We start from the raw sequence: 24,713 nt of genomic DNA on the forward strand, positions 1-24,713 counted from the left end.
CTCACGGAACAGGGACAGCGTTGAAGACAGCATCAATCAGGCCTTCAACCGACACATCGTCAGCCAACGCATCGAACGTGCGGATAATGCGGTGGCGGAGCACCGAATAACGCATGGCCTTCACATCGTCGGGAACAACAAAATGACGACCTTCAAGGAGCGCAATGGCCTGAGCGGCACGCATCAACGCAATACCACCGCGCGGAGACGCACCCACCCGCACATGATTTGCCCACGCTGGCAACGGAACGGGCCCGGAACCGCGGGTCGTGTTCATCAAGTCTACGATGTAGCCCTTCAACGTGTCGTGGACAAACACCTTCTGAACGGTGTCCTGCAGACCCACCAGCTCCTCGATCGAAATCGGGTCACCCGTTGAGGGTTTCGCCATCTGGCCAGACTCAATGCGGGTCAGGATCTCAAGTTCTTCGCGTGGCTGGGGATATGTAATGACCTGCTTCAAAAGGAAGCGGTCCATCTGAGCCTCGGGAAGAACGTACGTGCCTTCTTCCTCGATCGGGTTCTGGGTGGCCATCACCATGAACGGCTGGGGAAGCGGATAGTTCACGCCACCAATCGTTGTCTGATATTCCGCCATTGCTTCAAGCATCGCGGACTGGGTTTTCGCGCTGGAACGGTTGATTTCGTCCATCAACACGAAGTTTGCGTGGACAGGACCAAGCTGAGTGGTCATTTCTGCGGTTGCCTGGTTCCAGATCTGCATACCGACGATGTCGTTAGGCATCAGGTCAGGTGTGCACTGGATTCGACGGAACGAACCGGAGACAGCGGAGGCAAGCGTTTGGGCGGCAGTCGTTTTCGCCAGGCCGGGGACGGACTCGATCAGGATGTGACCACGAGTCAGCAGACCCACCATCAGTGCACGCTTGAGGTCGTGCTGGCCGACAACTTTCGAAGAGAAAATGTCGGAGACTCGCCCTAAAAGCTCCCCAGCCTTTTCAAGTTCTTCAGCGGAAATAGTTGGTGCCACCGTTGGCCTCCCCACTCGATTGTGTGTATTTCTTAGGGCTAATGCCCAAATTTTATCGCAGGCCACCGAGAACACGGTTTGCATATAAAAGCCCGGTGGTCGGACCCATCGGGTCCGACCACCGGTATAGATCGCGTGCGCTAGAGCGCTACCTGAAATCAGGCGCGAGCTGCTGCGATGCGCTCACGGAACTTCGCGAGCTGCTCGGTGATCTCCTTGGGGAGCTTGTCACCGAACTTCTTGAAGTATTCCTCGGTGTCGTCCATCTCAGCGGTCCATGCGTCGAGATCGATCGCGAAGAGCTTGGCCCACACGGACTCGTCAATGTCGAGACCATCAAGGTTGAAGTCCTCGAACTTCGGGTAACGACCGGTGACACCGTCGATTGCCTCAACCTCGCCAGCGGCACGACGGACGATCCAGTCGAGGACGCGCGAATTGTCACCGTAGCCCGGCCACATGAACTTGCCGTTCTCGTCCTTGCGGAACCAGTTCACCTGGTAGACCTTCGGGAACTTGTCGCCAAGCTCTGCCTGCATCTCGAGCCAGTGACCCCAGTAGTCAGCCATGTGGTAGCCACAGAAGGGGAGCATTGCGAACGGGTCGTGACGGAGCGAGCCGGCCTTGACGTCGGTTGCTGCTGCGGTGACCTCGGAAGCAACGGATGCGCCGATGAAGACGCCGTGTGCTGCTTCGTACTGTTCTGCAACGAGCGGGACGTTGGTGGCGCGACGGCCACCGAAGAGGATGGCGTCAATGGCAACACCCTGAGGTGCTTCCCAGTCGGAGCAGATGATCGGGCACTGCGATGCCGGGACAGTGAAGCGGCTGTTCGGATGAGCAGCCTTCTCGCCGGACTCGGGGGTCCAGTCGTTGCCGTGCCAGTCGATCAGGTGTGCCGGGACCTCGCCGTCGATGCCTTCCCACCACACATCGCCATCGTCGGTCAGTGCGACGTTGGTGAAGATGGAGTTGGCGCGCATGGTGTCCATAGCCATCGGGTTGGTGTCGTACGAGGTGCCCGGTGCAACACCGAAGAAGCCGGCTTCCGGGTTGATTGCGTACAGGCGACCATCCGGACCCGGGCGCATCCAGGCGATGTCGTCACCGACGGTCTCAACGGTGTAACCCGGGATGGTCGGCTGGAGCATAGCGAGGTTGGTCTTGCCACATGCTGACGGGAACGCAGCTGTGACGTGGAACTGCTGGCCGGTCTCGGTGCGGGTCAGGCGCAGGATGAGCATGTGTTCTGCCATCCAGCCATCGCGGCGAGCCATGGTCGAAGCGATACGGAGAGCAAAGCACTTCTTGCCGAGCAAGGCGTTGCCACCATAGCCGGAGCCGAAGGACCAGATTTCGTTGGTCTCGGGGAAGTGGGTGATGTACTTTTCGTCATTGCACGGCCAGTTGTCATCAACCTGGCCCTCTTCGAGCGGAACGCCCACGGAGTGAACGGCGGGAACCCAGGTTGCACCTTCAGCGATGAGGTCCATTGCAGCCGTGCCCATGCGGGTCATGATGCGCATGTTGCAGACAACGTAGGGGGAGTCGGTGATCTCGATGCCGAGCTGCGAGATCGGACCGCCCAGCGGGCCCATGGAGAAGGGGATCACGTACATCGTGCGGCCCTTCATGGAGCCGGTGAACTTCTCCTTGAGGATGGCCTTCATTTCGGTCGGGTCTGCCCAGTGGTTGGTCGGGCCGGCGTCCTCTTCCTTTTCGGAGCAGATGAACGTGCGGGACTCGACACGTGCAACGTCAGAGGGCTTGGAGCGAGCAAGGAAGGAGTTCGGACGCTTCTCTTCGTTGAGCTTGGTGAACATGCCAGTCTCAACCATGAGAGAGGTCAGGCGATCCCACTCTTCCTGCGAACCATCGGCAAACTCGATGGCGTCAGGCGTCGTCAGCGCGGCGATCTTAGCAACCCATGCGAGAACGTCTTCTGGAGCGTTGGACGGAGCTGCTGCTCGCACATCCTGTTCGGTCACGGACATTTTGCCTCCTGAGGCTTTCGGTATTCCAGGGCGACGGGTGCGCCCCTGTTCTACGTGTTCCATAATCCCAGATAGTGGAGGAAAATGCGCGGGCGATAAGTCCCGTGAGCATGTGTGCAACACTTCACAAACGTGGCGCGTCGGTATCCGTTCGTCTTCCTTCATTCATCTGAACGCCTCGAGTGCCTTAATCTGTAAGTGCGTTTTGGAACGCATCCCCAATCCTCAGGAGGAAAAATCGTGGGACTTCGTAAGGCCGCTGACGGCCCGTCCTTCTTCGACCTGTATTCACAGCAGGCCGCGAACCTTGTTTCCGGCACGACGATTCTTTCGTCAATCCTTGACTCCTCACCGCAGGAACAGGTCGCAATGCGCGATCAACTGCACGAGGTCGAACACTCCGGTGATGAAATTAATCACCACATTTTGAACCTCATCAACCAGACTTTCATCACCCCCTTCGATCGTGAAGACCTTGGCGCCTTGGCCTCGTGCCTCGACGACTGCATGGACCTCATCGACGAGGCCGGCGACCTCTACGTCATGTACGGTCTGAACGACCTACCGGACTACGTACACTCGCTTCTACACGAGCAGGTCGATATCTTGACTCGTTGCGCAGCGCTGACGGCAGAGCAGATCCCCGGCCTCAAGTCCCCACTGGACATGCGCGACTTCTGGGTTGAGCTGAACCGCCTTGAGAACGAAGGTGACACGACCTACCGTCGCGCTCTCACTTCGATCTTCGATTCCGGCCTTGATCCGGTGACGATCATCAAGCTGAAGGACCTTGTTGAGGTCCTAGAATCGGCATCCGACGCATTCGAAGACCTCGCAAACTGCGTTGAAACGATTGCGGTGAAGGAGTCCTGACCCGTGGATCTTAATCTGGTCCTGGTCTCGCTGGTCGTGATCATTGCTCTTGGTTTTGACTACACCAACGGCTTCCACGATGCGGCGAATGCAATCGCAACTTCCGTGTCCACCAGGGCACTGACCCCGCGAGCCGCTCTCCTCATGGCTGCTGTCATGAACATTATTGGTGCACTTTTGGGCACGGAGGTCGCAAAGACTATCGGTGAGGGCATCATCGATATCTCGCACTACACGAATTCGTCCGACGTTCTTCAACAGAGAGAGGGCTTGGCGATTGTGCTGGGCGCTCTGGTCGGTGCGGTTGTGTGGAATCTGATCACATGGTGGTTTGGGCTTCCATCGTCCTCATCACACGCCTTGATTGGTGGTTTGGTGGGCGCTGGCCTTGCTTCAGCAACCCAGGTGAAGTGGATTGGAATTCTTCAGCACGTCGTCATCCCGATGTTCGCGTCCCCGGTGATCGGCTTCCTTCTGGGCTTCTTCCTCATGAAGGGCCTGATGAGACTGTTGCAAAATCTGCCCTATCACCGCACGATGCGTCGCTTCCGTATTCTTCAGACTCTGTCAGCTGCAGCAATGGCCCTTGGCCACGGCCTGCAGGACGCTCAGAAAACGATGGGCGTCATTGTGATGGCGCTGATCGCCGGTGGCTACGGCGAGACGCACAACGTGATTGACCCGGTGACGGGTGACATCATGATTCCGCTGTGGGTCAAACTTGCTGCCGCAGGTGCAATTTCGCTGGGCACGTATGCCGGTGGCTGGCGCATCATGCGTACGCTCGGCCGTAAGATCATCGATCTAGATCCGGCTCGTGGCTTCGTCGCCGAGGGTGTTTCCGCCATCGTTCTCTACCTGTCCGCATTCGTTCTTCATGCTCCGATCTCCACGACGCACACGATTACGTCGGCGATCCTTGGTGTGGGTGCAACGAAGCGTTTCTCGGCTGTCCGCTGGGGGGTTGCTGGCAACATCGTGGTCGGTTGGTTCTTGACGCTTCCGGCTGCTGCGGCGGTTGCGGCGATCGTGTACTTCATCGTTCACGCGGTAGTTGGACTGTGACGATAGTGTTCGCCAATTTACGAGGCCGAACGGCCCACGCCACCGGCGCGGGCGCGTTCGCTGTTTCAGCCGTCGCGCTAATAGCAGGGTGTTCGAATTCGTCTGTCCTTGATTTGAAGGTCGGTGATTGTATTCAGCTGCCGAACACAGAGACGGCGGTGACGATCGATCGCACGTCCTGTTCCGAGGAACATCGGGGCGAGGTTTCAGCCGTTGTTAAGACAAACCCAAACGGTGCTGATGATGCGTTCCCTGGCGCTTCCAAACTGAACTCGCAGGCTGAAGAGGCGTGCGTTTCCTCTTTTACCGACTATGTTGGGTCAAACTATGTGACGTCATCGTTGGATGTATCGTGGCTTGTTCCGACTGAACAGTCTTGGAAGGACGGAGATCGTCATATTGCGTGCGTTGTGTATGCCCAGGGCGATCAAAAGCTCACGCAGTCTGTGAAAGATTCGAACTTGTAGGGCTCGCTTCTTCGGCTTTGAAGCTGTATACGGGGTGGGGGCGTCTTGCCGAGACGCCCCCACCCCGTGTGTTTTTACCGGATGATTAGCTGTTCCGGTCCGCCATCAGATGCGGTTAAGCGGGTTGCGGTGGAGGCGGCCTCGTCGATAAGGAAGCGACCAGCTGGTGAGCGTCACCACCTACGCCCCACGCGACACATCCGGGCTCAAACACGCAAAACCGTCGCACTAGGTGCAGTCGGTGCACAAAAACCACCCCCACGACCGCACCACCTACACCCCACGCGACACACCCGAGCTCAAACACACAAAACCGTCGCACCAGGTGCAGTCGGTAACGTGATGAGCTTGGATCGCAGATAACGGCTGGGTTCACGCAGACGATTGGGAACGTCTTGGCTGACCACCCGACTGCAGATCGAAACGCCCGACCCGATGAGTGTTTGGAAGGCTCGGCTTTGAGACGCTGATCAGGCCCGCACCTCTGGCCAAGAAACGGGCTCAACGTTGACGCGATTGTGACCCACGAGTTTGCACTCAGCGACGTGTATTCAGCCTACGACGCCCTCCGCGACCGCATCGGTGTGAAAGTAGCACTAATCCCGGTCTAGGCCAGCAAGTTCTCAGACGACCAGTTCAGCGCGAGCTCGCCCCATGAAACATCTACAGATAAGTAGCGCTACGCTTACAGCTGTCCCTTGAATCCCCCACTTTGTTGATTAATCACGTATTGGTAAACATCACGAACCAGCGGCTTAGAATGCCAGCGCTTGAACATTCCTGAAGTATTTTGCCGCATAGCTTGCAACGCGAATTTTCTGGCGCCTTCGAGAACCTCGGGATATTGGTTACAAAACTGTTCGAGGTCTCCTACCGCGTAGTTAATCGCATCCGAATGCGCAGACGGATACGTAGCAGTGAACGCCCAAGCATCCAAAAACCCTCCATACGAAGATTCATACTCAAATCCCCAGAGATCATTTGTCTTGGCTTGCAAGAGGGTTCCTGGAACCGTGTTCAACCAGCCGACACCCTCAACGAGTTCTAGCTTTGTCGCCTTCTCATCTGGAATCTCACAAGCGCGCGGGAAGAATAAAAGCTCAATAAAACCTGTGTTCAACGTAACCCAACGGCCCCCGCGTGTACTCGGACAATCTGTAAGAGTCCAGTACCTCCCCTCAAGCTCAACAGCGCTTGGAACCAGCTCCTTCAAGGCAAAAGCAAGATCGCGCAAAATGGGCTCTTGGTACTCCCTGGGAACCAACCTTGCGAACTTCGTGGGTTCACTCCCGAAGCTTTCCAAGCGTTGCTGCGCCCCTCGCAAATCATAAGGACCATCACCAAGCGCCCACGCCTGCTGATCTTCAACTGGAATCACCAAATCCAACCCAGACGGTTGGTCATGTCCAACATTCAACATACGGTTACGCAAATGTTTACCGCTCGCTCGAAATCGTTGGATCTCTTGATACTCAATCGAGTCCAAACTCATCACCGCAGGCACCGGCATAAACCAAAGCTTCTCAACGTCAGTCCACGGATCCACATGATTAGTATTTCCATGTCGATGCTGAGCAAAACGCGTCACCACATTCTTTGCCTGGCCAACATAGAACTCGCCGTTAGAAAACTCGAGCACATAAATTCCTCGCCGGTTATGCGGGATAAGAGCTGAAATGGAATCCATTTCTCCCACTGAAAACCGGGCGTATTTGAGTTCAGAGAGCACCTCATTCGCGCCCGCATCAATCTTGGCAACCGACATCGTTTCAAGCTCATCCAAAGGCGTGCGCGAAGCACTTTGAGAATTGCGATCCATCTTGTTCCACCTCTACGACGCTAGATAAACCAAACAACTCCAGCATTTGAAAGCACTATACCCAGATTTGTCACGTGCCAAGCAGGTCTCAAAAGCTTGCGCAAATATGCGAGCCTTGCGCGCTTCGCACACAATCACTCACAGGAAACCAAACGAGGGGAACCAGCGTTAACCTCAAACACCTCAAGCGCTCAAAATCCACTAGGCCTGCGCAGACGGAACGCGGCGAGCATGGCCGCTCCAAATTGTTAGCAAGCGTTGCCCTCACCGCGCTTGCAGCCACCACGCTCCTTCCAGCATTGATCCGAACTACGTGGAATGGCCCCCCCAAAAAGCTAAAGATGAAGGCTGGCTAGGAACCGGCGACGACCCCGATCACTGGAAGAAAATCGATACGAAAGACTCTGAAAGCACAGACGAGGCAACTGGCAACAACACCAGCGGAAGTAGCGCGAACCCCGCGGAGACACTACTGCGGACGGTCGTGCTAATCGCGATTCTTGCGGCCATTGGCCTGGGCATCTGGAAGCTGTTCAGCTCCCGCAAGAAAACCCGCTCCAACACCCCGGGTAACTACCCGGGAGGCACGAATTCGTCCGGGCAAAACTCGCCCGGCTCGAACCTTTAGAAACAATACGGGGTTATTCGTGACGTAACCGTGCAATAGGTATTGGGATCTTAAATCTTCTACTCATTGTGATAAGACAGGGGGTGCAGAAGGTGGGAACAAGGTCTCCCATCATGTCTTAGAGGGGGTCTAGCGGACGCAAGCGCTGCTAGGCTCTCTTCTTATTTCATTTCCGGCCTACGGGCTATTACCGCGCTAACCTGGGAGATACCCTTCACGCAATCTGCCACCACTAGGTTGATAGAAGCAACAAGATCGGGGTTAATACCCAAAGTGGCGGGTTAATCCCAACAGGAATTGTAGCTACCCGCTGGAATTAACCCGCCTGGAGGAAATCCACCCGTCGCTAGTGCAAAACCAGGTGGCCGTTTAGGCGTTAAACGCCTGCTCTATGCGCTCGTGCGCGACCCAGATCTGCTCGGGAAGATTCTTGAACTGTGCAAGGTGTTCGCGACGGTAGCTCATCTCCTTCTTCCACAGTTCGGCGTCGATGGAAAGAAGCTTATCCAGATCGGCGTCGTCACCTTCGAAACCATCAAGATTCAGCTCTTCCTTCTTCGGCAAAATACCTACTGGCGTTTGCACGCCCTCAGCGCGTCCTTCCTTAACATCTAGCAGCCAAAGCAGTGCCCGCAGGTTGTCGCGGTAGCCAGGCCAGAGGAAGTGACCGTCTTCCGGATCGCGTTGGAACCAGTTCACGTGCGCAAAAATGGGCTGTTCCTTCGCGGAACCAATTATCTTCAACCAGTGGGCCGCATAGTCCCCTTCGGGGTAGGACATGAAGGGGCGCATCGACATCGGATCGTAACGCAGCACGCCCTCCTTGCCCTCGGCCGCGAAAGTAGCCTGGGCGCCCAGGGTCAAGCCGTCGTAAACACCCTCGGTTAGGTCGGTGATTGCCCGGATAAGCGGCTCCCGGTCCTTTACTCGCCCACCAAAGATGATGGCGTCGATTGGCACCCCTTGCGGTTCTTCGTAGTCGGGGGCCACGTTGGGCACGTTAGCCAAAGACGTGGTGAAGCGGGAATTGGGGTGTGCCCACTCGTCGCCCTTGGCCTCGGAGCGCTGCCGATCGGCCGGGCGGTCGGAAATCTTTTCACCCTTCCAATCCAGCCATCCGGTAACATCTTCGGGGTAATCCGGGGTCTTACCTTCCCACCACAGCTCTTGGGTTTCGGGGTTGTAAGCGACGTTGGTGAAGAGCGTCTTAGAGCCTTCTTTGATGGCGTCCATGGCGGTGGGATTAGACTTCCAGTTGGTGTCCTTTGCCACGCCGAACGCGCCGTATTCGGGGTTCATGCCGTAAATCTTGCCGTCTTCGCCAACGTGCAGCCACACGATGTCATCGCCGTAGAAGTAAACTTCGTAGCGGTCACCCAAGGCGTCCGGGGCTAGCATCATAGCGAGGTTGGTTTTACCGGAAGCTGAGGGGAAGCCACCGCACACGTAGTAAGTGCGATTCTTGAGCTTATCCTTAATCCCGATCAGCATGAACTGTTCGGAAAGGAATTCCCCGGAAGCCCAGCCGTCGTAAGAAGCTTGGCGCAGACCGTGGGCGATCTTCCCAAGTAGCGCGTTGCCACCGTAGGAGGAACCGAAGTGCAAAATTGTGCGCTCGTCGGCTACCGTGGCAAACAGACGCTTATCCTTATCGGTGCCCTGCCCCAAGTTCTCCAGGTCGCCGGTCACGTGCACTGCACGCACAAATTGTCCCGGATCTTCCAAATTGTTCAGGTGTTCTACACCAACCCGGGCCATGCGGATCATGTGAAGAACCACGGTGAGGTTGTCGGTAAGTTCCACCCCGCGAGCCCACTTTTCCAGCGGCGCTTTCGGCGGTGCCATCAGATAGGGCACCACGTACATGGTTTTACCCCGGGAGGCGCCCTTCATACTTTCCAGCTGCCGGGCAGTTACTTCCGTGGCGTCGTGCCAGTTGTTGTAGATTCCGGCTTCTTGCGGATTGTGAGTGGCTACGACGGTGCGTTCCTCGCTGCGCGCCGTGTCCTTGTAGTAGGAGCGGGAGTAGTAGAGTCCCTCGCCCGCAGGCGCGATCTCACCGGTGTCTAGGCCTTCGGCGATGAGCCGATCGTCATCCTTTGCGGAAATGACTTCAATGGCATCGGGTTCGGTAATTCCGGCCCAATGCGCTACGTACTCAGTTACTGCAGGATTTTCCAGCCCGGCATCGCTGAGGATCTTGGCAATGTTATCCATATTCACCTCTCCTAAAATTTCGGGTATCCGAAAATTAAGTTCAGCATACCCGAAATTTTTGAAGCGACTTGGACTTAAGTCCTACCTGAATAAATATGGTTTTACATCGGGATAGTCCTTGGCTTGTAGGGAGTTTCACTAGTTGGCGAATCTGGGGCTAATGCCCATCTGTCGGACATAGGTAAGGGCTCTGGAATAACACCCAGAGCCCTTACCTTAAACGTTATTTTTCGTATTCACGACGAACGAAAAGTAACGTAATCCCAGCTAGACTGAAGATCGTAGCTAACGCCATAATCTCTGTTGACATGGCGCCAGTTCGCGCTAAGGCTCCCTTAACCGCGGCTTTCTTCTTGACGGGCTTGGAATCCGTTGACGAGGTTGCACTAGACACCTCGTTTGCCATCAACGAAATCTCATAAGGATGCACAATATGGAACCGATCTTGGAACTCAGCAGCATCGGTGTAACCCCCGTTTAATGCGAAGGTATTGTATGCCAGTTGCGGATTTTCCAGATTCCACTTTTTAGTATCAGGAAGAACTAAGCCATGCAGTTTAATAACTACTTTTTGCCTAACTTCAATTTGTTCTAGGGGAACAGTAATTTTCCCATCTTGAATCGTTCCCGGTACTTCTTTATCTCCCGCTAGCACAGATACCGCCTTTGCAGTAACGCCTTTAGGTAGAGTCGCAGAAAACTCTCCATTTGCAGTCGCCGCAAAGCCGTTATTTACAATCTCCAAGGAGAAATCGAAAGGCTTATTTACAAACTGCTTCGAGGCATCATTGCTAGCCGCGCTGGACATAGTGAGATGCGATCCGGTGGTGACAGTTGCACCAGTAAAGCCGGTAAGAGCAACCGCACTCTTCTCTGCAAGAGCAGTATGATCCTTAGTTTCATCTGCCTGGCGGAAGCTGGTGAAAATTCGGGTTACCCCTTCCGGGACTTTCCAAACGAAACCTTGAGTTCCAACTTCTGGCCTATTGGTATCACCTTCGTAAAGCATTACCGGGCGATCTGTGTTCCAGTCTGGGAAATCAGACATCTGCTTTTCAGTAGCGTCATAAATTCGCAACTGCAGCTGGTCAGTACCACCCTCTTTTCCATTGGACACCCAAGACGGAGTAATAACTATTTCACTTCCAGGGGTGACATCAACTGCCTGTTTAACCCCGGAATTAAACCGAGGATAAACTATACGATCAAAAGAAAATATAAGGTGCGTACCATTCTTCAAATCTGCACGAGCCAACATCGTATGTATGCCGATTTTCCCTGCGCTGTAATCTTCAAAGACTTGCTTTGTGCTCTTATCAGCCTCAGGACTATCACATTTTTCCCAAAACGTCTGAGTTTCAAATGGTTGCTTGATTGCCTTGCAGTGCTCACCGGTGGCAATTGATAGCTTAGCTCCTTCAAAATAGCCTGGGTTGGCCTCAATCCAGGGAGCCCATGCCCGCTCAGCAATCGAGTTTGTTTTCTCGTCTTTCTTAATTTCTGGTTCTGGAGTTTCACGGTATTTTCCGAACCAAAATATATTTTGCTTATTTTCCGGATTAATAATTCCCGATTCACCGGTGCCCTCAGTAAAGGCTTTCCCCTCCTTGGAAATACTGATCGCACCCATATTTAAATCCCAGCCAAACTCTTCAGCATTTGAAATAAGAGGCTCATCTACACCTGGAAACTTTTGCATATCTACAACACTGTATGGGGTAGCAGTGTTTGGCAGTTTAACAGCCTCATCAAAAGTATTAGTATCGGGTACTCCTTTACGGCTACCATCCCAATTCACGTTATCAGGAAGAACCGAGAGGTCTGAATTAACATAATTTTTGGTTTCGTGCAGATTGTTAACTGCCGGATCTTCGCCGCTTTCTACAGTATTAACTACGGTCGACTGCGCGCCCTCAGCAGCAGAAGCGGGGAAAGTAGCACTCAAGGCTAAAAATAAACTTAGGCTGCCGGCAAGAAACAATCTATGCCGAGGTCTATCAAGAATCACAATTTTCCCCTTTCTGGATTGAATCCGGATTCTACACACACAAGAACCCAGATCTCCGTCGAGTATACCTGACTTATCTGCAAATTTACAAGACACAAAAAATCAAGCTAACACTAAAATTTGGATATCTAACACGAAAGTTGGCTACTGATCTACCGTATAGAGCGAAGCGAGCTGCTTCTGGTACTCACCCGAACCGGATCTCACGATGACCTCTTCTGATAGGACAAGTCTTGGTCAAATGAACCTTAAGTATTTGCGTTTTAATGTCTCCCAGTTGGAGTCGATTTCGGCGTTAATTCCAGAATTACGCCGTGGTATCTATGTCCTCCAGTTTTTCAACGGCGAGTTTTATGTCGGTCAGGCACAGAACGTAGCGACGCGTTTTGCTCAACACCGGCATGGTCACACCAATCATCATGAAGCTTGGGATGACATAGAGAGGTTATGGTTTATGCCCGTACCCGAAAACTTAAATTTGACGAAGATAAAAAATAACGAAATTCGCAGATTTCGGGAATCTGGTAAGCCCTTGCGGAATCGCGCTCTGAACTTAGGTCACAATCAACCCTCAAAACTGAATAAAGAGATAACGGTGGAGGAACAACATTCTTGGGTACTTGGAGATGGCCCCTACGATTTGTGCGGCACCAAAGAAAAATTACCTCCCTTAGGAAATGAACCTTCGAAGTTTCTAAAACAGGTTCCTGATGAATACCGAGATCTCATTCTCGCTGATTTGGTTTTTGCATTAACAAATCTGGTTCCCGAAGCTATCAAGCTTGAAGGACGGTATTGGACGATTTTAGATTATCCGAGTACTGCAGGAGGTCGCCGGGCAACACTAAATACCGGGACTCTGGAACTTCTTTTCTTCCCGAGAAGGGAGGAGTCGGGACTTTCCTGTCTAAAAACTACTACCGGAACTTTTCCACATAGCAGGCTGCTCTCCCTATTGACACCTTGGAAGCGTTATAGTCGAGGGTTCTTTGTTGACCAAATACACTACAACTCAACGTCCGCCGACCAAGTAGTGTTTAACAGCGGTGACCTAAAAAGAATCTGCCAAAAATATCCGAAAATATTACAAGGTGCTAGAACTTTTGCATTGCAAGCCATGCGTCAAAACTCCTCTGGAAAGTTTGCCCGCTGACATTCACAAGCACTAACCAGAGACATCTACCAGATTACTCTCGAGAATGATCTAGATATTAATACAGATGGGAACTATAAGGATCTAACTGGTTTATAAACAAGGGCAACCCCTCACCTCCTCTACCGTTTCTTCCACGCAGCACATAAATATCTGTCATCACCTGTCATCACGAATTCACGAAAATTTTTGCGTTGGGATCAGCTGAATCACGCCCGGTCAGCCATGGCATAACGGGTTCGTTGAATCGTTCCACAACCGGATGAGAGACGAGCTGTTAGAGGACAACAGTATCGAGAACCTGGAGCACGCTCGCCTGCTCGTAAATCTGTGGTCACGGCGTTACAATGACTTCCATCCGCATTCCTCGCTGGGCTACCTCAGCCCACGACAATATGCGGAACAATGGAGACAAGAAAACACGGTCAACGCTTAAACCACGTGGACCTAATTCTTAGGCCACTCCAAATCCTAAAAGAACTCCATATTGTTTTAGCCAGCTAGATAACCCCCACTCAAAAGGTAGAGCCCTGAAAGGCGAACTAACCGGCTACTGGCGTTATCGCGTGGGGAAACTACCGGGTTATCTGCGACATCGTGGACTCACAGATGCTGATCCTAGCGATTGACTTAGGACACCGCCACGATATCTATGAAAGATGAAAACTATAGCAAGCGCTAGTGAATATAAATTTTTCTACCTTTCCAATGGTTGATCAGCCACCTGTCATGACTTGCTACGATTAACGCCCCTCCCAATCACGCAAGGCTTCTTCCAGGGCTTGCATCGTCTCCAAGTCCAGGTAGTTAGTGGGCTCATCAATTATGCGCAAGGCGGGAGAGATGGCCAGCGCTAACGCAATTTGGGCTCGCCGCTGCTTACCGGCCGATAGCTCCGGGATAGGCTTAGTCCACAGGGAAGGATGGAGGACGCCTTTGCCGGCCTCGCCAATACCATTTTCCCAAATGGGGCTAGTGAATCCGGGGTCTCCCTGCCGAGGAAGCTTAGGTAACGCAAAACCCAAACCCGCTAACGCAGACGATTTTTCACACCCCCCTAAGCGATACTCGCTAACGCAAAAGGGTACTTATCAAATCCGACGTCTAAGTGGAGCGGGCGACGGGATCCCCAGTGCCACACCGTGGCACAGTGGGCCCATTTCGATTCCCGGCCCGACACTAAAACCGACCACAAGGGAACAACCTTGTGGCCGGTTACAAGATATTAAGACATCGGATTTGATAACCAATGCGTGTGTGTAACCATCGGGTTAAGTAACATTCAGGTGCGCTCCATCCTGTCGAATGAAAAATACAAAGGCGATGCCCTGCTTCAAAAGACGTTCACCACCGATTTCCTTACTAAGAAGATGAAGGTCAACGAAGGCGAAGTACCCCAATACTACGTAACAGGCAATCACGAGCCAATCATCGAACCGCGTATCTGAGATCAGGTGCAATACGAACTCGCCACCCGACACGGCAACATATCCTCAGCGAAGGTCGGCTTGTTCTCCACCAGGCTCAAGTGTGCGCAGTGTGGGTCGTGGTATGGGCGTAAAACGTGGGCGTCGAACACGAAATATAAGTACACAGTCTGGCAATGCAACCACAAATACACAGGCGGACACCCTTGCAACAGCGCGATTGTGAAGGACGAAGATATCAAGAACGCTTTCGTCCAAGCGCTCAACCTACTGATCGCCCGCCAGCCACGGCAAAGCCACCTACTGCAAATCTTTGACTCCATGTTTGATACGAGCCGTTTGGAAGAACAAGCCGCCGCCTGCCAAACAAAAATCGTGGAACTCACTGAGCAGATCGAAGCACTGATAGCGAAAAACCAGCAACGCGCGCTCGACCAAGACGCCTACCAAAACAAGTACACAGAGCTCGATACTGCCTACCGTAAGACACTCGCATGCAAAGCGAGCCTAGAGGCAGATATTGCAGCGAACACTGCCAAGCATGCCGCCGTCACCACAGCCCTAGGCGATCTGGCGGGCGAACCTGTGAACGATTTTCGCCCCGCGCAGTGGAGCGCACTGATCGACCACGCCATCGTAGACGAGGACGGGATCCGGTTCGTATTCCGTACCGGTGAACAGGTGAGCATGGCCCTGCAAGGATGATGTTGTAGCGGTTGACGCGCACGGTTAGGTACACCTCCCAGAAATAAAGTAAGTTTAGCCTTATCTAATTAAGGATGGTGTTTGCGTGAACGATAGTGTAACGGATCAGGTTGTTGACGGTGAGTATGGGTCCGCGAAGGAAAAATCTGTCGCTGGCCAGAACGCAATCCGTCAGCTATCGCAGCCGGTGAAAGGCAAGCTGTTCGTCGCGCAGGTTTTGGCTTTTCTCTCTGGTGTGTTGGCTATTGCCCCGTATGTGGCTCTGGTGGAGCTTGGCAGAGAACTTATGCAAGACCAGATGGACCCGGCGCGGGTGAACTGGATTGTCATGCTTCTCGTCAGCGCATACATGACCCGGTTGACCTTATATTTTGTTGCATTGGGCGTGACGCATTTTATTGACCTGTCGTTGCGTAATCAGATGCGTCGGCAAATTGCCGCCCGAATGTCGACTGCTCCGCTGTCGTGGTTTACCCGCGAGGGTGAGGGGAAGATCCGCAAGACCATTCAGGATGATACGGCCACGGTGCACACAGTGATCGCGCACGGGCCGATCGAGAAACTGAACGCGATCGTCTCCCCGCTCGCCTTGTTGATGTATGCGTTTGTGGTGGATTGGCGACTCGCGTTGCTGTCGATTGCGACGATTCCGATTTATGTGGGCATGTATGGCATGTCGATGCGTGGGATGAATGAGAAGACTGCGCAAATGGACACCAAGCTCGCTCAGGTTTCGGCAACGATGGCCGAGTTCGTTGCCGGTATCTCAGTGGTGAAAGCGTTCGGCAAGGTCGGCCAAGCACATAAAGCCTATTTAGATGCAGCTAACGAGTTTTCTAAGTTCTACCGGGCGTGGTGTATGCCGCTGGTGTCGATGGCGGTTGCCTCATTTTCGTGGGTGTCGATCCCGGTGTTGTTGATCGTGAACCTTGGCGGTGGCGCGTTGATGATGAACGCCGGTTGGGTGAGCATCTACGAGGTGATAACGACGACGTTGATCGCCTTGGTGTTGCCGGGAGCGTTGATGACAGTCGCAACCATCGCCTGGTCGTACCAGCTCGCAGGGTCTGCGGCAGTGAGGCTGGTGAATGTCATGGAGCTACCGGCATTGCCTCAGCCAGATATGCCGCAGACACCAAAGGGTCATGATATTGAGATTCGGGGTGTGTCGTATGCCTATGACGACACCCAGGCATTAGACGAGGTGAGCCTGAGCATTCCGGCAGGCACGGTGACCGCGCTGGTTGGTCCGTCGGGTGCGGGGAAGTCGACGCTGGCGAGTTTGATGGCCCGCTTCGATGACCCGGACGCTGGCACGATCACCATCGGCGGGGTTGACCTGAAGAACATTTCCCAGGACGTGTTGTATTCGACGGTCGCATTCGTCCTGCAAGATGCACAGCTTATTCGCGACACCATCCACAACAACATTGCCCTGGGCGCGCCAGACGCAACCTTGGATCAGGTGCGGCAGGCGGCGAGAGCAGCGCAAATCGACGAGTTCATCATGAACCTGCCAGATGGTTACGACACCGTGTTGGGGGAGGACACCCACGTTTCGGGCGGGCAGGCAGCCCGTATCGCGATCGCACGGGCGCTCATGGTTGATGCCCCAGTGTTGGTGTTGGACGAGGCGACGGCGATGGCGGACCCGGAATCAGAATCGAAAATCCAACAAGCTCTCTCGACTCTTGCCAAAGGTAGAACCGTGATAGTGATCGCCCACCGACTGGCCTCGATCAGAGGGGCAGATCAAATCGTCGTCATGGAACGCGGGCGCATTGCTGCGGTCGGTACGCACGACGACCTGGTGGGTAATGCGCACTATCAGGCACTTCTTGCCCAAGGTGCATGCGAGGAGATGACACGATGAATCAACTATTGCTGCCACGCTTTAAGCGTTTGATGGAACCCGCCTCGTGGCGAGACCTCTCGGTCGGTCAAGCGTGGGGTGCGGTCTCAGGACTGTGTCACGGCTTTGCCCTGCTGGCTCTGCTTCCCGCAGCAAGTGCCCTAGCGACCGGAATGCCGGTGTGGGGGCTGTCGTTTTGGGGCTGGCTCATCGCCTTGGTGGTAATCGCGGTGCTGGGCGTGGGCACGGAGTTTTATGGCATGCGCACCGGCTATATCGGCGCGCTCGGGTTCATTCACGACGTCCACCAAGCGGTCGGCAACAAGGTAGCCCGCCTACCATTGGGAGTGTTCGATTCGGGTAGTTCTGGACGGCTGTCACGCATGGTCACCCAGGAAATGATGAACTTGGGCGAATCAGCGGCACATTTCATTTTCGCCCTCGTCCAAAAACTCTCGGCCGTGCTCGTAGTCACTGTGGGCACGTGGTTCTGGGATTGGCGGCTGGGACTGACCTTGACGATCGCCTTCCCGATCATGCTCGCCTTCCTCCATATTTCCCGCGTGCTTCTTGATAAAGGTAAGCAGGTTTCCGAACCAGCCGAGTCAGAGTTGGCGGCTCGCATGGTCGAATTCGCCACCTGCCAAGGTGCATTGCGTTCCTGTCACGTCGCCGACGACTACCCGGCCCTTGATCGGGCATTCAAACAGGCTGACCGCAAAAGCCGCAAAGCATTGTGGATCGAAACATTAGCGAACCTGATAAACGGAATGTTCGTCCAAGCGCTTGTCGTAGTAATGATTTGGCTGACCGCCCAACTCGCCCTCGGCGGGCAGATGAATGCGTTGAACGCTGTGGTCACCATCGGCATGTGCCTGCGGTTCACCACCATGCTCCAAGACATCGGTGGCTGCATGACCGGGCTGGAAGAACGCCGCCAGCAGATGAATCACGTCGACAAGGTCATGGACGCTCCCGAACTGTCCGAACCCGATGTCTCCACACCGGTGAGCGCTCCTGGCGATGTTCGTTTCGAGGACGTCACCTTCGGCTACGATCCGGACACTCCGGTGCTGCACGATATTTCCTTCCATGTCCCGCAAGGCGGCATGTGTGCCCTGGTTGGCCCTTCCGGCTGCGGAAAAAGCACAATCGCGAGGTTGGTTGCACGTTTCTGGGATGTGCAGTCCGGCAGCGTGCGCGTTGGCGGAGTGGACGTGCGCGAGCAGACCACCGAAGATTTGATGCGCCAGATATCCCTGGTCTTCCAAGACGTCTACCTATTCAATGACACGCTCGAGGCTAACATTCGCCTTGGCAACCCCGAAGCCACCGATGAAGAAATCAGGTGGGCCGCTGACCTGTCGGGCGTGACCGAAATCGTCAACCGGCTCCCAGACAGCTGGAATTCACTGGCTGGGGCTGGCGGGCGCGCACTGTCAGGTGGGGAACGGCAACGCGTCTCTATCGCCCGCGCCTTGGTGAAGAAAGCCCCAATTGTGCTGTTCGACGAGGCCACCAGCGCGCTGGATGCAGAAAACGAAGCCAACATTGTTGCGGCGATGAACGAGCTACGCAAGCACTCCACACTGATCGTGATCGCCCACAAACTTGAAACCATTCGCCAAGCCGACCAAATCATTGTGCTCTCCCACGGTGGGCGTATCGCCCAGCGCGGGTGCCACGACGAGCTGGTCAACCAGCCGGGTCAATACCGCGATTTCTGGCAAGAGCGCATCAACGCCGCCGGATGGCAACTCGTCTAAAACACAGCACTGTTCACAATCGTGAAAGGAATAACTATGTCCACACCCACGTCCTCGCGCCTCAACACGCGCGACTTCATTAACATCGGCGTCTTCACCGCTTTGATGTTCGTCATCGTGTTCGCGTTCGGAATGCTCGGGTTCATCCCCGCCGCCATGTATGCCGGTTTCTTGCTTTCTATCCTCGTTAACGGCATCATCTTTGCGCTGTTCACAGCACGCACCCCAAAGATGGGGGCATTGACAATCATGCTGATCCTCGTCGAAATCCTCTTTTTCGTGACCGGCCACTGGGTGGGAGGAATCGCGGTGGCCGCTGTGTTCGGCCTGCTCGCCGACCTAGTCATCACCAAGGGGCCGAAGAACGTGAAGGTTCGCGTCCCGCTGGCATACGCACTGTTTATTCTGCCGATCTATGTTTCCCCGTGGATGCCGCTGTTTATGAACCAAAAAGCATATATGTCGCAGATCGCCGAACAAATGGGCGCAGAGTACGCCGCCAAGATGGCGCAGGTTGTCACGATTCCGATTCTACTGGGCTTCTTCGTCGTGATGCTCATCGTTGGCTGGCTTGCTGGTCTGTTGGGAACCAGGGTCGCGCGCAAACACTTTGAACGGGCCGGTCTTGTCTAAACTTCCCGACCCGCGCACGATTATCGTAGCGCTCGTCATCGTCTCCACCACGATCTACAGTGCCTACTCGCCGTGGTTCGTGTGTGCTCTGGGCGGATTCGCCGCCGTGATGCTGGCGAGCGCTGCGATCAACCCCAACACGCTCGTGCGCCCGAGCTGGGTGGCCGTCTACCTGGCCACGTTTGCGGTCCCCGGCGGGCTCATCTTCGCGATACCACTGGTGTGGAAGTCAACGGTCAGCGCGTTCCTCGTGCTGTTTTTGCAGTGGATGTGGCGATTCAGTGTCAGCGCAGGAATGGGAGCCTACGCGATCGGCGTGATCCGACCCGCAACCTTGCAAAAAGCGCTCGCCAGCTCACGGATCCCGACCTGTTTCACGATCCCAATCTCGGTTGCCTTACGTGTGCTGCCCGTGATCGGCCACGAGGTTAAAGCGATCTCAGATGCGATGAAGCTACGCGGCATGTCCACGCTTTCCCTGCGCGCGGCCCAGTACTTCACAATCCCGCTGCTATCGACCGTGGTACGCAGCGGGGACGAACTGGCATCTGCTGCCCTCGTGCGCGGACTGGGCGGAACCGCAAAGCCCACCTCAGTCACAGTCGTGAAATTCCGTGTGATCGACGCAGGCATTCTGCTCATCGTTATCGGCTTCGCGATATGGAGAATCGTCCTATGACAACAGCCCAAGCCACCGGCGTCACCTTCACCTATCGAGGAGCAGACCACCCCTCAATCAATGACGCCAACCTCACTATTTCGCCGGGAACTGTCACCTTGCTGTGTGGCGCGTCAGGGTCTGGGAAAACTACCGCGCTACGGCTGTTTAACGGGCTGATCCCGCACTTCCACGACGGCGACCTTACCGGAAGCGTCACAGTCGACAACATTGACGTGGCACGAGCCGACCTGCCACGCCTTGCCCACCACTGTTCGACAGTGTTTCAAAACCCGCGCACCCAGTTCTACACCACTCACGTGCGTCAAGAACTCGCCTTCGGCCCAGAAAACCTCGGCCGCGATCCGCAGGAGATTTGTGCGCGCATTGACGAGGTTGCAGCCGAGTTAGGTATCGCCGACCTGCTGGAATCCCGCGTCACACAACTGTCGGGTGGGCAGATGCAACGCGTGGCCTGCGCCGTCGCCATGTGCAACAACACGTCGCTGATCGTCTTTGACGAGCCGACCGCGAACTTGTCCGCTGACGTTATCGACCAACTCGCCACACTCATCGCCAGGCTCAAAGCCGATGGACACACCATCATCATTGCTGAACACCGGCTAAGTTTCCTTTCCGGGATCGTCGACCGCGTCTATTGCTTCGACAAAGGTAACATCGCCCTCACCGCAACCGGCGAAGAGTTCTACGCTACCTCGGATGAGGAGCGCAAACAGCTTGGACTGCGATCCCTAGTGACTGTGTCTATGCCACAACTTCCGCAACCGGCAGGAGATGGGCTGGAGATCAGCAATCTCACCTTCGCCTACCGGCACGGGAAAACGGTTCTCAACATCGACCATGTGCTCTTTCCGGCAGGGAAAATCAGCGCACTGTTGGGCCCGTGCGGGTCGGGCAAATCCACACTGGCACGGATCCTCTGCGGACTTGAAAAGGCCAAAGGTGCATCCATCACACTCAATGGACAGAAATTCGCCAGCCGGGACACATACCTTGTCATGCAAGACCCCACCCGGCAGCTGTTCTCAGACACCGTCATTGACGAAGTCACGCTCGGGATAACGAGAGCCGAAAAACAACACATCGACGCCCAGGCGATCCTTGAAGAACTCGATCTTGCGGAGCACAAGTCCGATCATCCGCAAGCGCTGTCTGGCGGGCAGCGCCAACGCCTGGTCATCGCCACAGCACTTGCAGCGAACAAAAATGTCTACATCTTTGACGAGCCGACCTCGGGTGTTGGCTACAAGCACCTCGTCGCAATCTCTCAAGTGATGCGCAAACTCGCCGATACCGGTGCCGTCGTCATCGTCATCACCCACGACGCCGAACTCGTCACCGAAACCGCCGACCACGCTATCCACCTCGACCAAATCAACACCTGCTCAGACATGTGCCTACAAGAGTGAACGAGGGATTCACGAGCCGGGTTTCTACAAGGAACTCATCGTGAACGAACACCACCACGATCACGGGCCGAGTGCGCAAGAAGCCGCCACAGATTCACATCTGCGAAAAAGCTCGCCATCGCATTCGGACTCGTGTTTAGCATCGTCCTGGCGCAAGCTATCGGCGCGTTTATGACAGGAAGCTTGGCACCCTCCTCGTCGACGTTGTTCACTCGTTCGCCGACTCTCTTTCCCACTGCGGCTTCTTTTTGTCACGATCGCGTAAGCGCTCAACAAAGTTTTCTGTCTTGCCTATATAGCACCAGGTGTTCTCAATAGCTTCAGGGTCATTACCAAGAAGAATATACACACCATTACAAGCGATTGAGCTGAATGCCCCCGTGTTTACATGGGGTTTTTGAGACGTTTGAGTTTGTTTGAATCTCGCAGCGACTAGACATCATAGTTCTGCTGAAGTCAACACCGCTTTAGCAGGGATTTTTATGGTTTTTGCTTCTAATCATAAAGAGATTATTCGCGGAACTCGGGATGATAAAAACTCAGCAAAACTGCCGCAGCTATCAGAACTGTGCAACATGTCATTGGTAGCCACGGAGAGAGTCCGTAAAGTGCGGTGGAGGCTATCGGTGCCACTACATAGGCTGCACCATTGTTAGCATTAATCAACCCGGCCAGCCCACCTTGCTCTTCGGGCTTCATTTGCAAAGTAGGCGCCGTGTTGTAGCCAGGCATCGCCAGACCTAGACCAAAGCCTGTCAAGATGCTGGCCACGATGAACAGTCCAAGATTTAGTGGATAAACCAAGAGCAGTAACCCGAGAAGAACGATTATTAATCCTCTTCTAAAGAGTTTTTTAGCACCCCAGTTTAACCTTGGAGCCACCAAGGCCTGCGCCAGTATCATCACCACACCCATTATTGACATGCACAAAGCGGTGAACCCTGCTGTGGCGCCGGCCGCTAGCTTCAAAACATCCTGCAGCAAAAAGCCGAAAAGTGTAGCCACGGTAGAAAAAGCGGTAAACATGAGGAAACCGCAAGCCAGGAACACGAATACTCTTGAATCAAAGTAGGAAACTTTTGCCGGTTGAGCGACTTTTTCTTCGCCACCTGTGGGTTTGAATGTTAGAAGCAAAACGGCAACGCCTAAAAGCATGACCAGAGGCATCACCAGCAGGGGCATCATGAAGCCTCCTATAGCTGCAAGGCTGCCACCCACTAAGGCTCCAAGAATAGACGAGAATCCTTGCGCAGCGCCCAAGACTCCCACACCTTTTACCCGTTGCGTCTCACTGTAGGTATGAGTCACAACGTAGGTTTGCGCGGCTGGGGAAACTGATGCGATGGCACCGCCGTACAGCACGCCCCTAGTTATGACTACTCCTATAATCAACGCTATGCCGGTGAGCAGACCCTTAAATCCTAGCCACACCACCATAGCGAATCCGCCTAGAGCCAGGATTCCGGCAAGCATGCCAATAAGCAAGATACGCCGAGATCCCCATCGCAATGAGACCCGTCCCCACCTGGTGGAGGTAAGAGAAAACATTACGGCTGCTAACGAAATGGTGGCGCCAATATGCCATTCCTTCAACCCGATTTCGCGCGATAGCGGAGCCAGAATTGGATTAAGAATCATCTGCCCCATATACGCCAGTAACACCGTCAAAAACAGGGGAAACAGTCCCGTTATTTTTGATTCGACTTTCTCGTTTTGTTCGTTAGTGGCGCACATTAAAACATCCTTTCCAAAGTGAGCAGACAATCAAGCCGAAACAATACTAGAACAATGTTCTAGTATTGTCGAGGTTGAGGGTATGCTGTTTTCGTGGGAAATAAAGACAAGCGGGTAAACACGGGTAGACGCGCCTGGCTGACGCAGGAAAAGATCACGTACACCGCAATGGAACTGACCCGAGAGTGCGGTCTAGAAAAATGGTCGATTCGTGACCTTGCGCAGCGTCTGGGAGTAGTTCCCTCTGTCATCTACCACCATTACCAAAACCGTGACGCCATTACCGCTTCTGTAATCGGCGAAATCACTAGCACCATCGAGCTACCGGACGAGCAGCTGGAATGGAAAGATTGGTTCATCTCCCTAGCAGAAAATGTCAGGCCCGTCTTTCTTGAATTCCCCGGAGTCACCGACAAACTGATGTATGGACATATGGACGCCGCGTTTATACCAATCTTGGAGGCGGCTTACGAAAAACTACGGGACGCTGGTTTTAACAAGTACATTCACATCACATACTCAATTATCATCAACACGACGCTGTGGAGCATCACTGCTCGCAACTTGCGCAGCCCAACCAAACAGGAACAGCGCCACGACCTAGGCCAAATGATTACCCAACTTCAGCCCCTAGCTGCCTGCTCCACAACGCTGACCGACATAATCCAGGGCTACTTAATTCCGCTAGCCAACCCGAAAAACGAAGACCGCATGAGTCAGGAATACTTTGAAATCATCATAGAAGTCGTACTCGCCGGTTTAGAGATAGCGATCTTGCCTCGCGAAAACGCCTAGCGAACCCGAGAACAAGAGAAATCATCAATACGCATAAAATATTTCCCAAAATCGCAAGTCATCCAGCTAAGAACAGAGCCTTTCAGCCTCTCCCTCTATTTCCTGCGATTTTCCAATAAACACAAGAAAATCCACCGCATCCAGAGCTTTCCAAACAACTGGTACGACTACATCAAATACGTCACCACCAATGAACTAGCTATCGCTCTTCACAGCACGCAGGCTTCTCCCAGGAATCCGCAGCCTATACCGAAGCCTAAGCCCAGCCTATTGCGTATGGACGAAGAGGAAACATCATGGCAACTGAAGGATTTAAATCCGGCAGACTAACCCTCGACGTCGATGGTCTCTAGGTCGAGGCAGCAGCCGCACTCACCAGGGCAACACTGGATGTCAACGAAGTACTGATGCCCGCTTCGGAAGATGTCAGGACTGTGGTAGCTACCGGATTCCGTGCCGCTAGATGTTTTCTCACACAGTCCACCCTCGCAGAACGGC

22 protein-coding genes are annotated in these 24,713 nt (G+C 54.1%); 15 read left to right on the plus strand and 7 right to left on the minus strand.

Going from position 1 to position 24,713, the window contains the following annotated elements; translation table 11 throughout:
• Nucleotide 1: 1 nt before the first annotated feature.
• Nucleotides 2–979: an AAA family ATPase gene (locus G5S47_RS07235; RefSeq protein WP_373273804.1), complete on the minus strand. Its 978-nt coding sequence runs from the start codon at nt 977–979 to the stop codon at nt 2–4.
• A gap of 170 nt (nt 980–1,149) precedes the next feature.
• Nucleotides 1,150–2,985, minus strand: coding sequence for a phosphoenolpyruvate carboxykinase (GTP) (locus G5S47_RS07240; RefSeq protein ID WP_103632485.1), 1,836 nt, complete (start codon nt 2,983–2,985; stop codon nt 1,150–1,152).
• Nucleotides 2,986–3,225: 240 nt separating this feature from the next.
• On the opposite strand from G5S47_RS07240, the gene G5S47_RS07245 reads away from it, so the two are divergent.
• The 3 genes from G5S47_RS07245 to G5S47_RS07255 are packed head-to-tail and all read left to right on the plus strand — an operon-like array spanning nt 3,226 to nt 5,390.
• Nucleotides 3,226–3,858 (plus strand): DUF47 domain-containing protein, encoded by a 633-nt coding sequence (locus tag G5S47_RS07245; RefSeq protein ID WP_006680308.1) that lies wholly within the window; start codon nt 3,226–3,228, stop codon nt 3,856–3,858.
• A gap of 3 nt (nt 3,859–3,861) precedes the next feature.
• On the plus strand, nt 3,862–4,923 hold the full coding sequence (locus G5S47_RS07250; RefSeq protein ID WP_006680309.1) for an inorganic phosphate transporter: 1,062 nt from the start codon (nt 3,862–3,864) through the stop codon (nt 4,921–4,923).
• 5 nt (nt 4,924–4,928) lie between these two features.
• Nucleotides 4,929–5,390, plus strand: a complete 462-nt coding sequence (locus G5S47_RS07255) for a septum formation family protein (protein ID WP_103632486.1) — start codon at nt 4,929–4,931, stop codon at nt 5,388–5,390.
• Between the two features lie 685 nt (nt 5,391–6,075).
• On the opposite strand, the gene G5S47_RS07260 is transcribed toward G5S47_RS07255, so the two are convergent.
• Entirely contained in the window at nt 6,076–7,209 is a 1,134-nt protein-coding gene (locus G5S47_RS07260; RefSeq protein ID WP_219585477.1) for a GIY-YIG nuclease family protein, read from the minus strand.
• 313 nt (nt 7,210–7,522) lie between these two features.
• Here G5S47_RS07260 and G5S47_RS07265 point away from each other — a divergent pair, with 313 nt between their 5' ends.
• On the plus strand, nt 7,523–7,837 hold the full coding sequence (locus G5S47_RS07265) for a hypothetical protein (protein ID WP_219585478.1): 315 nt from the start codon (nt 7,523–7,525) through the stop codon (nt 7,835–7,837).
• Nucleotides 7,838–8,206: 369 nt separating this feature from the next.
• Here G5S47_RS07265 and G5S47_RS07270 read toward each other — a convergent pair whose 3' ends face one another.
• Both G5S47_RS07270 and G5S47_RS07275 read right to left on the minus strand, forming a co-directional pair.
• Nucleotides 8,207–10,054, minus strand: coding sequence for a phosphoenolpyruvate carboxykinase (GTP) (locus G5S47_RS07270; protein WP_219585479.1), 1,848 nt, complete (start codon nt 10,052–10,054; stop codon nt 8,207–8,209).
• A gap of 223 nt (nt 10,055–10,277) precedes the next feature.
• A complete protein-coding gene (locus tag G5S47_RS07275; protein WP_219585480.1) occupies nt 10,278–12,062 on the minus strand; it encodes a hypothetical protein in 1,785 nt (594 codons plus the stop codon).
• A gap of 159 nt (nt 12,063–12,221) precedes the next feature.
• Here G5S47_RS07275 and G5S47_RS08700 point away from each other — a divergent pair, with 159 nt between their 5' ends.
• The 3 genes from G5S47_RS08700 to G5S47_RS08705 all read left to right on the plus strand — a co-directional run bounded on the left by G5S47_RS08700 (nt 12,222) and on the right by G5S47_RS08705 (nt 13,651).
• Nucleotides 12,222–12,284, plus strand: a complete 63-nt coding sequence (locus G5S47_RS08700; RefSeq protein WP_373273805.1) for a hypothetical protein — start codon at nt 12,222–12,224, stop codon at nt 12,282–12,284.
• Nucleotides 12,271–13,215, plus strand: coding sequence for a GIY-YIG nuclease family protein (locus tag G5S47_RS07280; RefSeq protein WP_219585481.1), 945 nt, complete (start codon nt 12,271–12,273; stop codon nt 13,213–13,215). The genes G5S47_RS08700 and G5S47_RS07280 overlap by 14 nt, the downstream gene beginning before the upstream one ends.
• 208 nt (nt 13,216–13,423) lie before the next feature.
• Nucleotides 13,424–13,651, plus strand: a complete 228-nt coding sequence (locus G5S47_RS08705) for an integrase core domain-containing protein (RefSeq protein ID WP_219585884.1) — start codon at nt 13,424–13,426, stop codon at nt 13,649–13,651.
• 307 nt (nt 13,652–13,958) lie between these two features.
• Here the strand turns inward: G5S47_RS08705 and G5S47_RS08650 are convergent, their stop codons facing one another.
• The gene (locus G5S47_RS08650) at nt 13,959–14,240 is read right to left on the minus strand and encodes an ATP-binding cassette domain-containing protein (protein ID WP_373273786.1); all 282 of its coding nucleotides are present in this window, start codon (nt 14,238–14,240) and stop codon (nt 13,959–13,961) included.
• A 261-nt stretch (nt 14,241–14,501) separates the two neighbouring features.
• Here G5S47_RS08650 and G5S47_RS08560 point away from each other — a divergent pair, with 261 nt between their 5' ends.
• The 7 genes from G5S47_RS08560 (at nt 14,502) to G5S47_RS07315 (ending at nt 21,686) form a co-directional block, all read left to right on the plus strand.
• Nucleotides 14,502–14,663 (plus strand): recombinase family protein, encoded by a 162-nt coding sequence (locus G5S47_RS08560; protein ID WP_257878434.1) that lies wholly within the window; start codon nt 14,502–14,504, stop codon nt 14,661–14,663.
• 6 nt (nt 14,664–14,669) lie between these two features.
• A complete protein-coding gene (locus tag G5S47_RS07290; protein ID WP_103632989.1) occupies nt 14,670–15,347 on the plus strand; it encodes a recombinase zinc ribbon domain-containing protein in 678 nt (225 codons plus the stop codon).
• Between the two features lie 85 nt (nt 15,348–15,432).
• Nucleotides 15,433–17,220, plus strand: a complete 1,788-nt coding sequence (locus G5S47_RS07295) for an ABC transporter ATP-binding protein (protein ID WP_103632988.1) — start codon at nt 15,433–15,435, stop codon at nt 17,218–17,220.
• Complete coding sequence (locus G5S47_RS07300; RefSeq protein ID WP_219585482.1) at nt 17,217–18,965, plus strand: ABC transporter ATP-binding protein; 1,749 nt, start codon at nt 17,217–17,219, stop codon at nt 18,963–18,965. Before G5S47_RS07295 ends, G5S47_RS07300 begins: the two co-directional genes overlap by 4 nt.
• 36 nt (nt 18,966–19,001) lie before the next feature.
• Complete coding sequence (locus G5S47_RS07305) at nt 19,002–19,598, plus strand: MptD family putative ECF transporter S component (protein ID WP_103632986.1); 597 nt, start codon at nt 19,002–19,004, stop codon at nt 19,596–19,598.
• A complete protein-coding gene (locus tag G5S47_RS07310) occupies nt 19,591–20,277 on the plus strand; it encodes an energy-coupling factor transporter transmembrane component T family protein (protein ID WP_103632985.1) in 687 nt (228 codons plus the stop codon). Before G5S47_RS07305 ends, G5S47_RS07310 begins: the two co-directional genes overlap by 8 nt.
• Complete coding sequence (locus tag G5S47_RS07315; RefSeq protein ID WP_219585483.1) at nt 20,274–21,686, plus strand: ABC transporter ATP-binding protein; 1,413 nt, start codon at nt 20,274–20,276, stop codon at nt 21,684–21,686. The genes G5S47_RS07310 and G5S47_RS07315 overlap by 4 nt, the downstream gene beginning before the upstream one ends.
• A gap of 510 nt (nt 21,687–22,196) precedes the next feature.
• On the opposite strand, the gene G5S47_RS07320 is transcribed toward G5S47_RS07315, so the two are convergent.
• Nucleotides 22,197–23,420, minus strand: a complete 1,224-nt coding sequence (locus G5S47_RS07320; RefSeq protein ID WP_006680337.1) for an MFS transporter — start codon at nt 23,418–23,420, stop codon at nt 22,197–22,199.
• A gap of 93 nt (nt 23,421–23,513) precedes the next feature.
• On the opposite strand from G5S47_RS07320, the gene G5S47_RS07325 reads away from it, so the two are divergent.
• Nucleotides 23,514–24,215, plus strand: a complete 702-nt coding sequence (locus G5S47_RS07325) for a TetR/AcrR family transcriptional regulator (protein ID WP_006680338.1) — start codon at nt 23,514–23,516, stop codon at nt 24,213–24,215.
• Nucleotides 24,216–24,713: the final 498 nt, after the last annotated feature.

Source organism: Schaalia turicensis, from assembly GCF_019380255.1.
In the GTDB taxonomy this organism is placed as follows: domain Bacteria; phylum Actinomycetota; class Actinomycetes; order Actinomycetales; family Actinomycetaceae; genus Pauljensenia; species Pauljensenia turicensis_A.

Excerpts from the sequence above, each read along its gene's own strand:
- G5S47_RS07270 (WP_219585479.1), bottom strand. The coding sequence starts at position 10,054 with ATGGATAACATTGCCAAGATCCTCAGCGATGCCGGGCTGGAAAATCCT.
- G5S47_RS07300 (WP_219585482.1), top strand. The coding sequence starts at position 17,217 with ATGAATCAACTATTGCTGCCACGCTTTAAGCGTTTGATGGAACCCGCC.
- G5S47_RS07320 (WP_006680337.1), bottom strand. The coding sequence starts at position 23,420 with ATGTGCGCCACTAACGAACAAAACGAGAAAGTCGAATCAAAAATAACG.
- G5S47_RS07280 (WP_219585481.1), top strand. The coding sequence starts at position 12,271 with ATGACCTCTTCTGATAGGACAAGTCTTGGTCAAATGAACCTTAAGTAT.
- G5S47_RS07260 (WP_219585477.1), bottom strand. The coding sequence starts at position 7,209 with ATGGATCGCAATTCTCAAAGTGCTTCGCGCACGCCTTTGGATGAGCTT.
- G5S47_RS07315 (WP_219585483.1), top strand. The coding sequence starts at position 20,274 with ATGACAACAGCCCAAGCCACCGGCGTCACCTTCACCTATCGAGGAGCA.
- G5S47_RS07305 (WP_103632986.1), top strand. The coding sequence starts at position 19,002 with ATGTCCACACCCACGTCCTCGCGCCTCAACACGCGCGACTTCATTAAC.
- G5S47_RS07240 (WP_103632485.1), bottom strand. The coding sequence starts at position 2,985 with ATGTCCGTGACCGAACAGGATGTGCGAGCAGCAGCTCCGTCCAACGCT.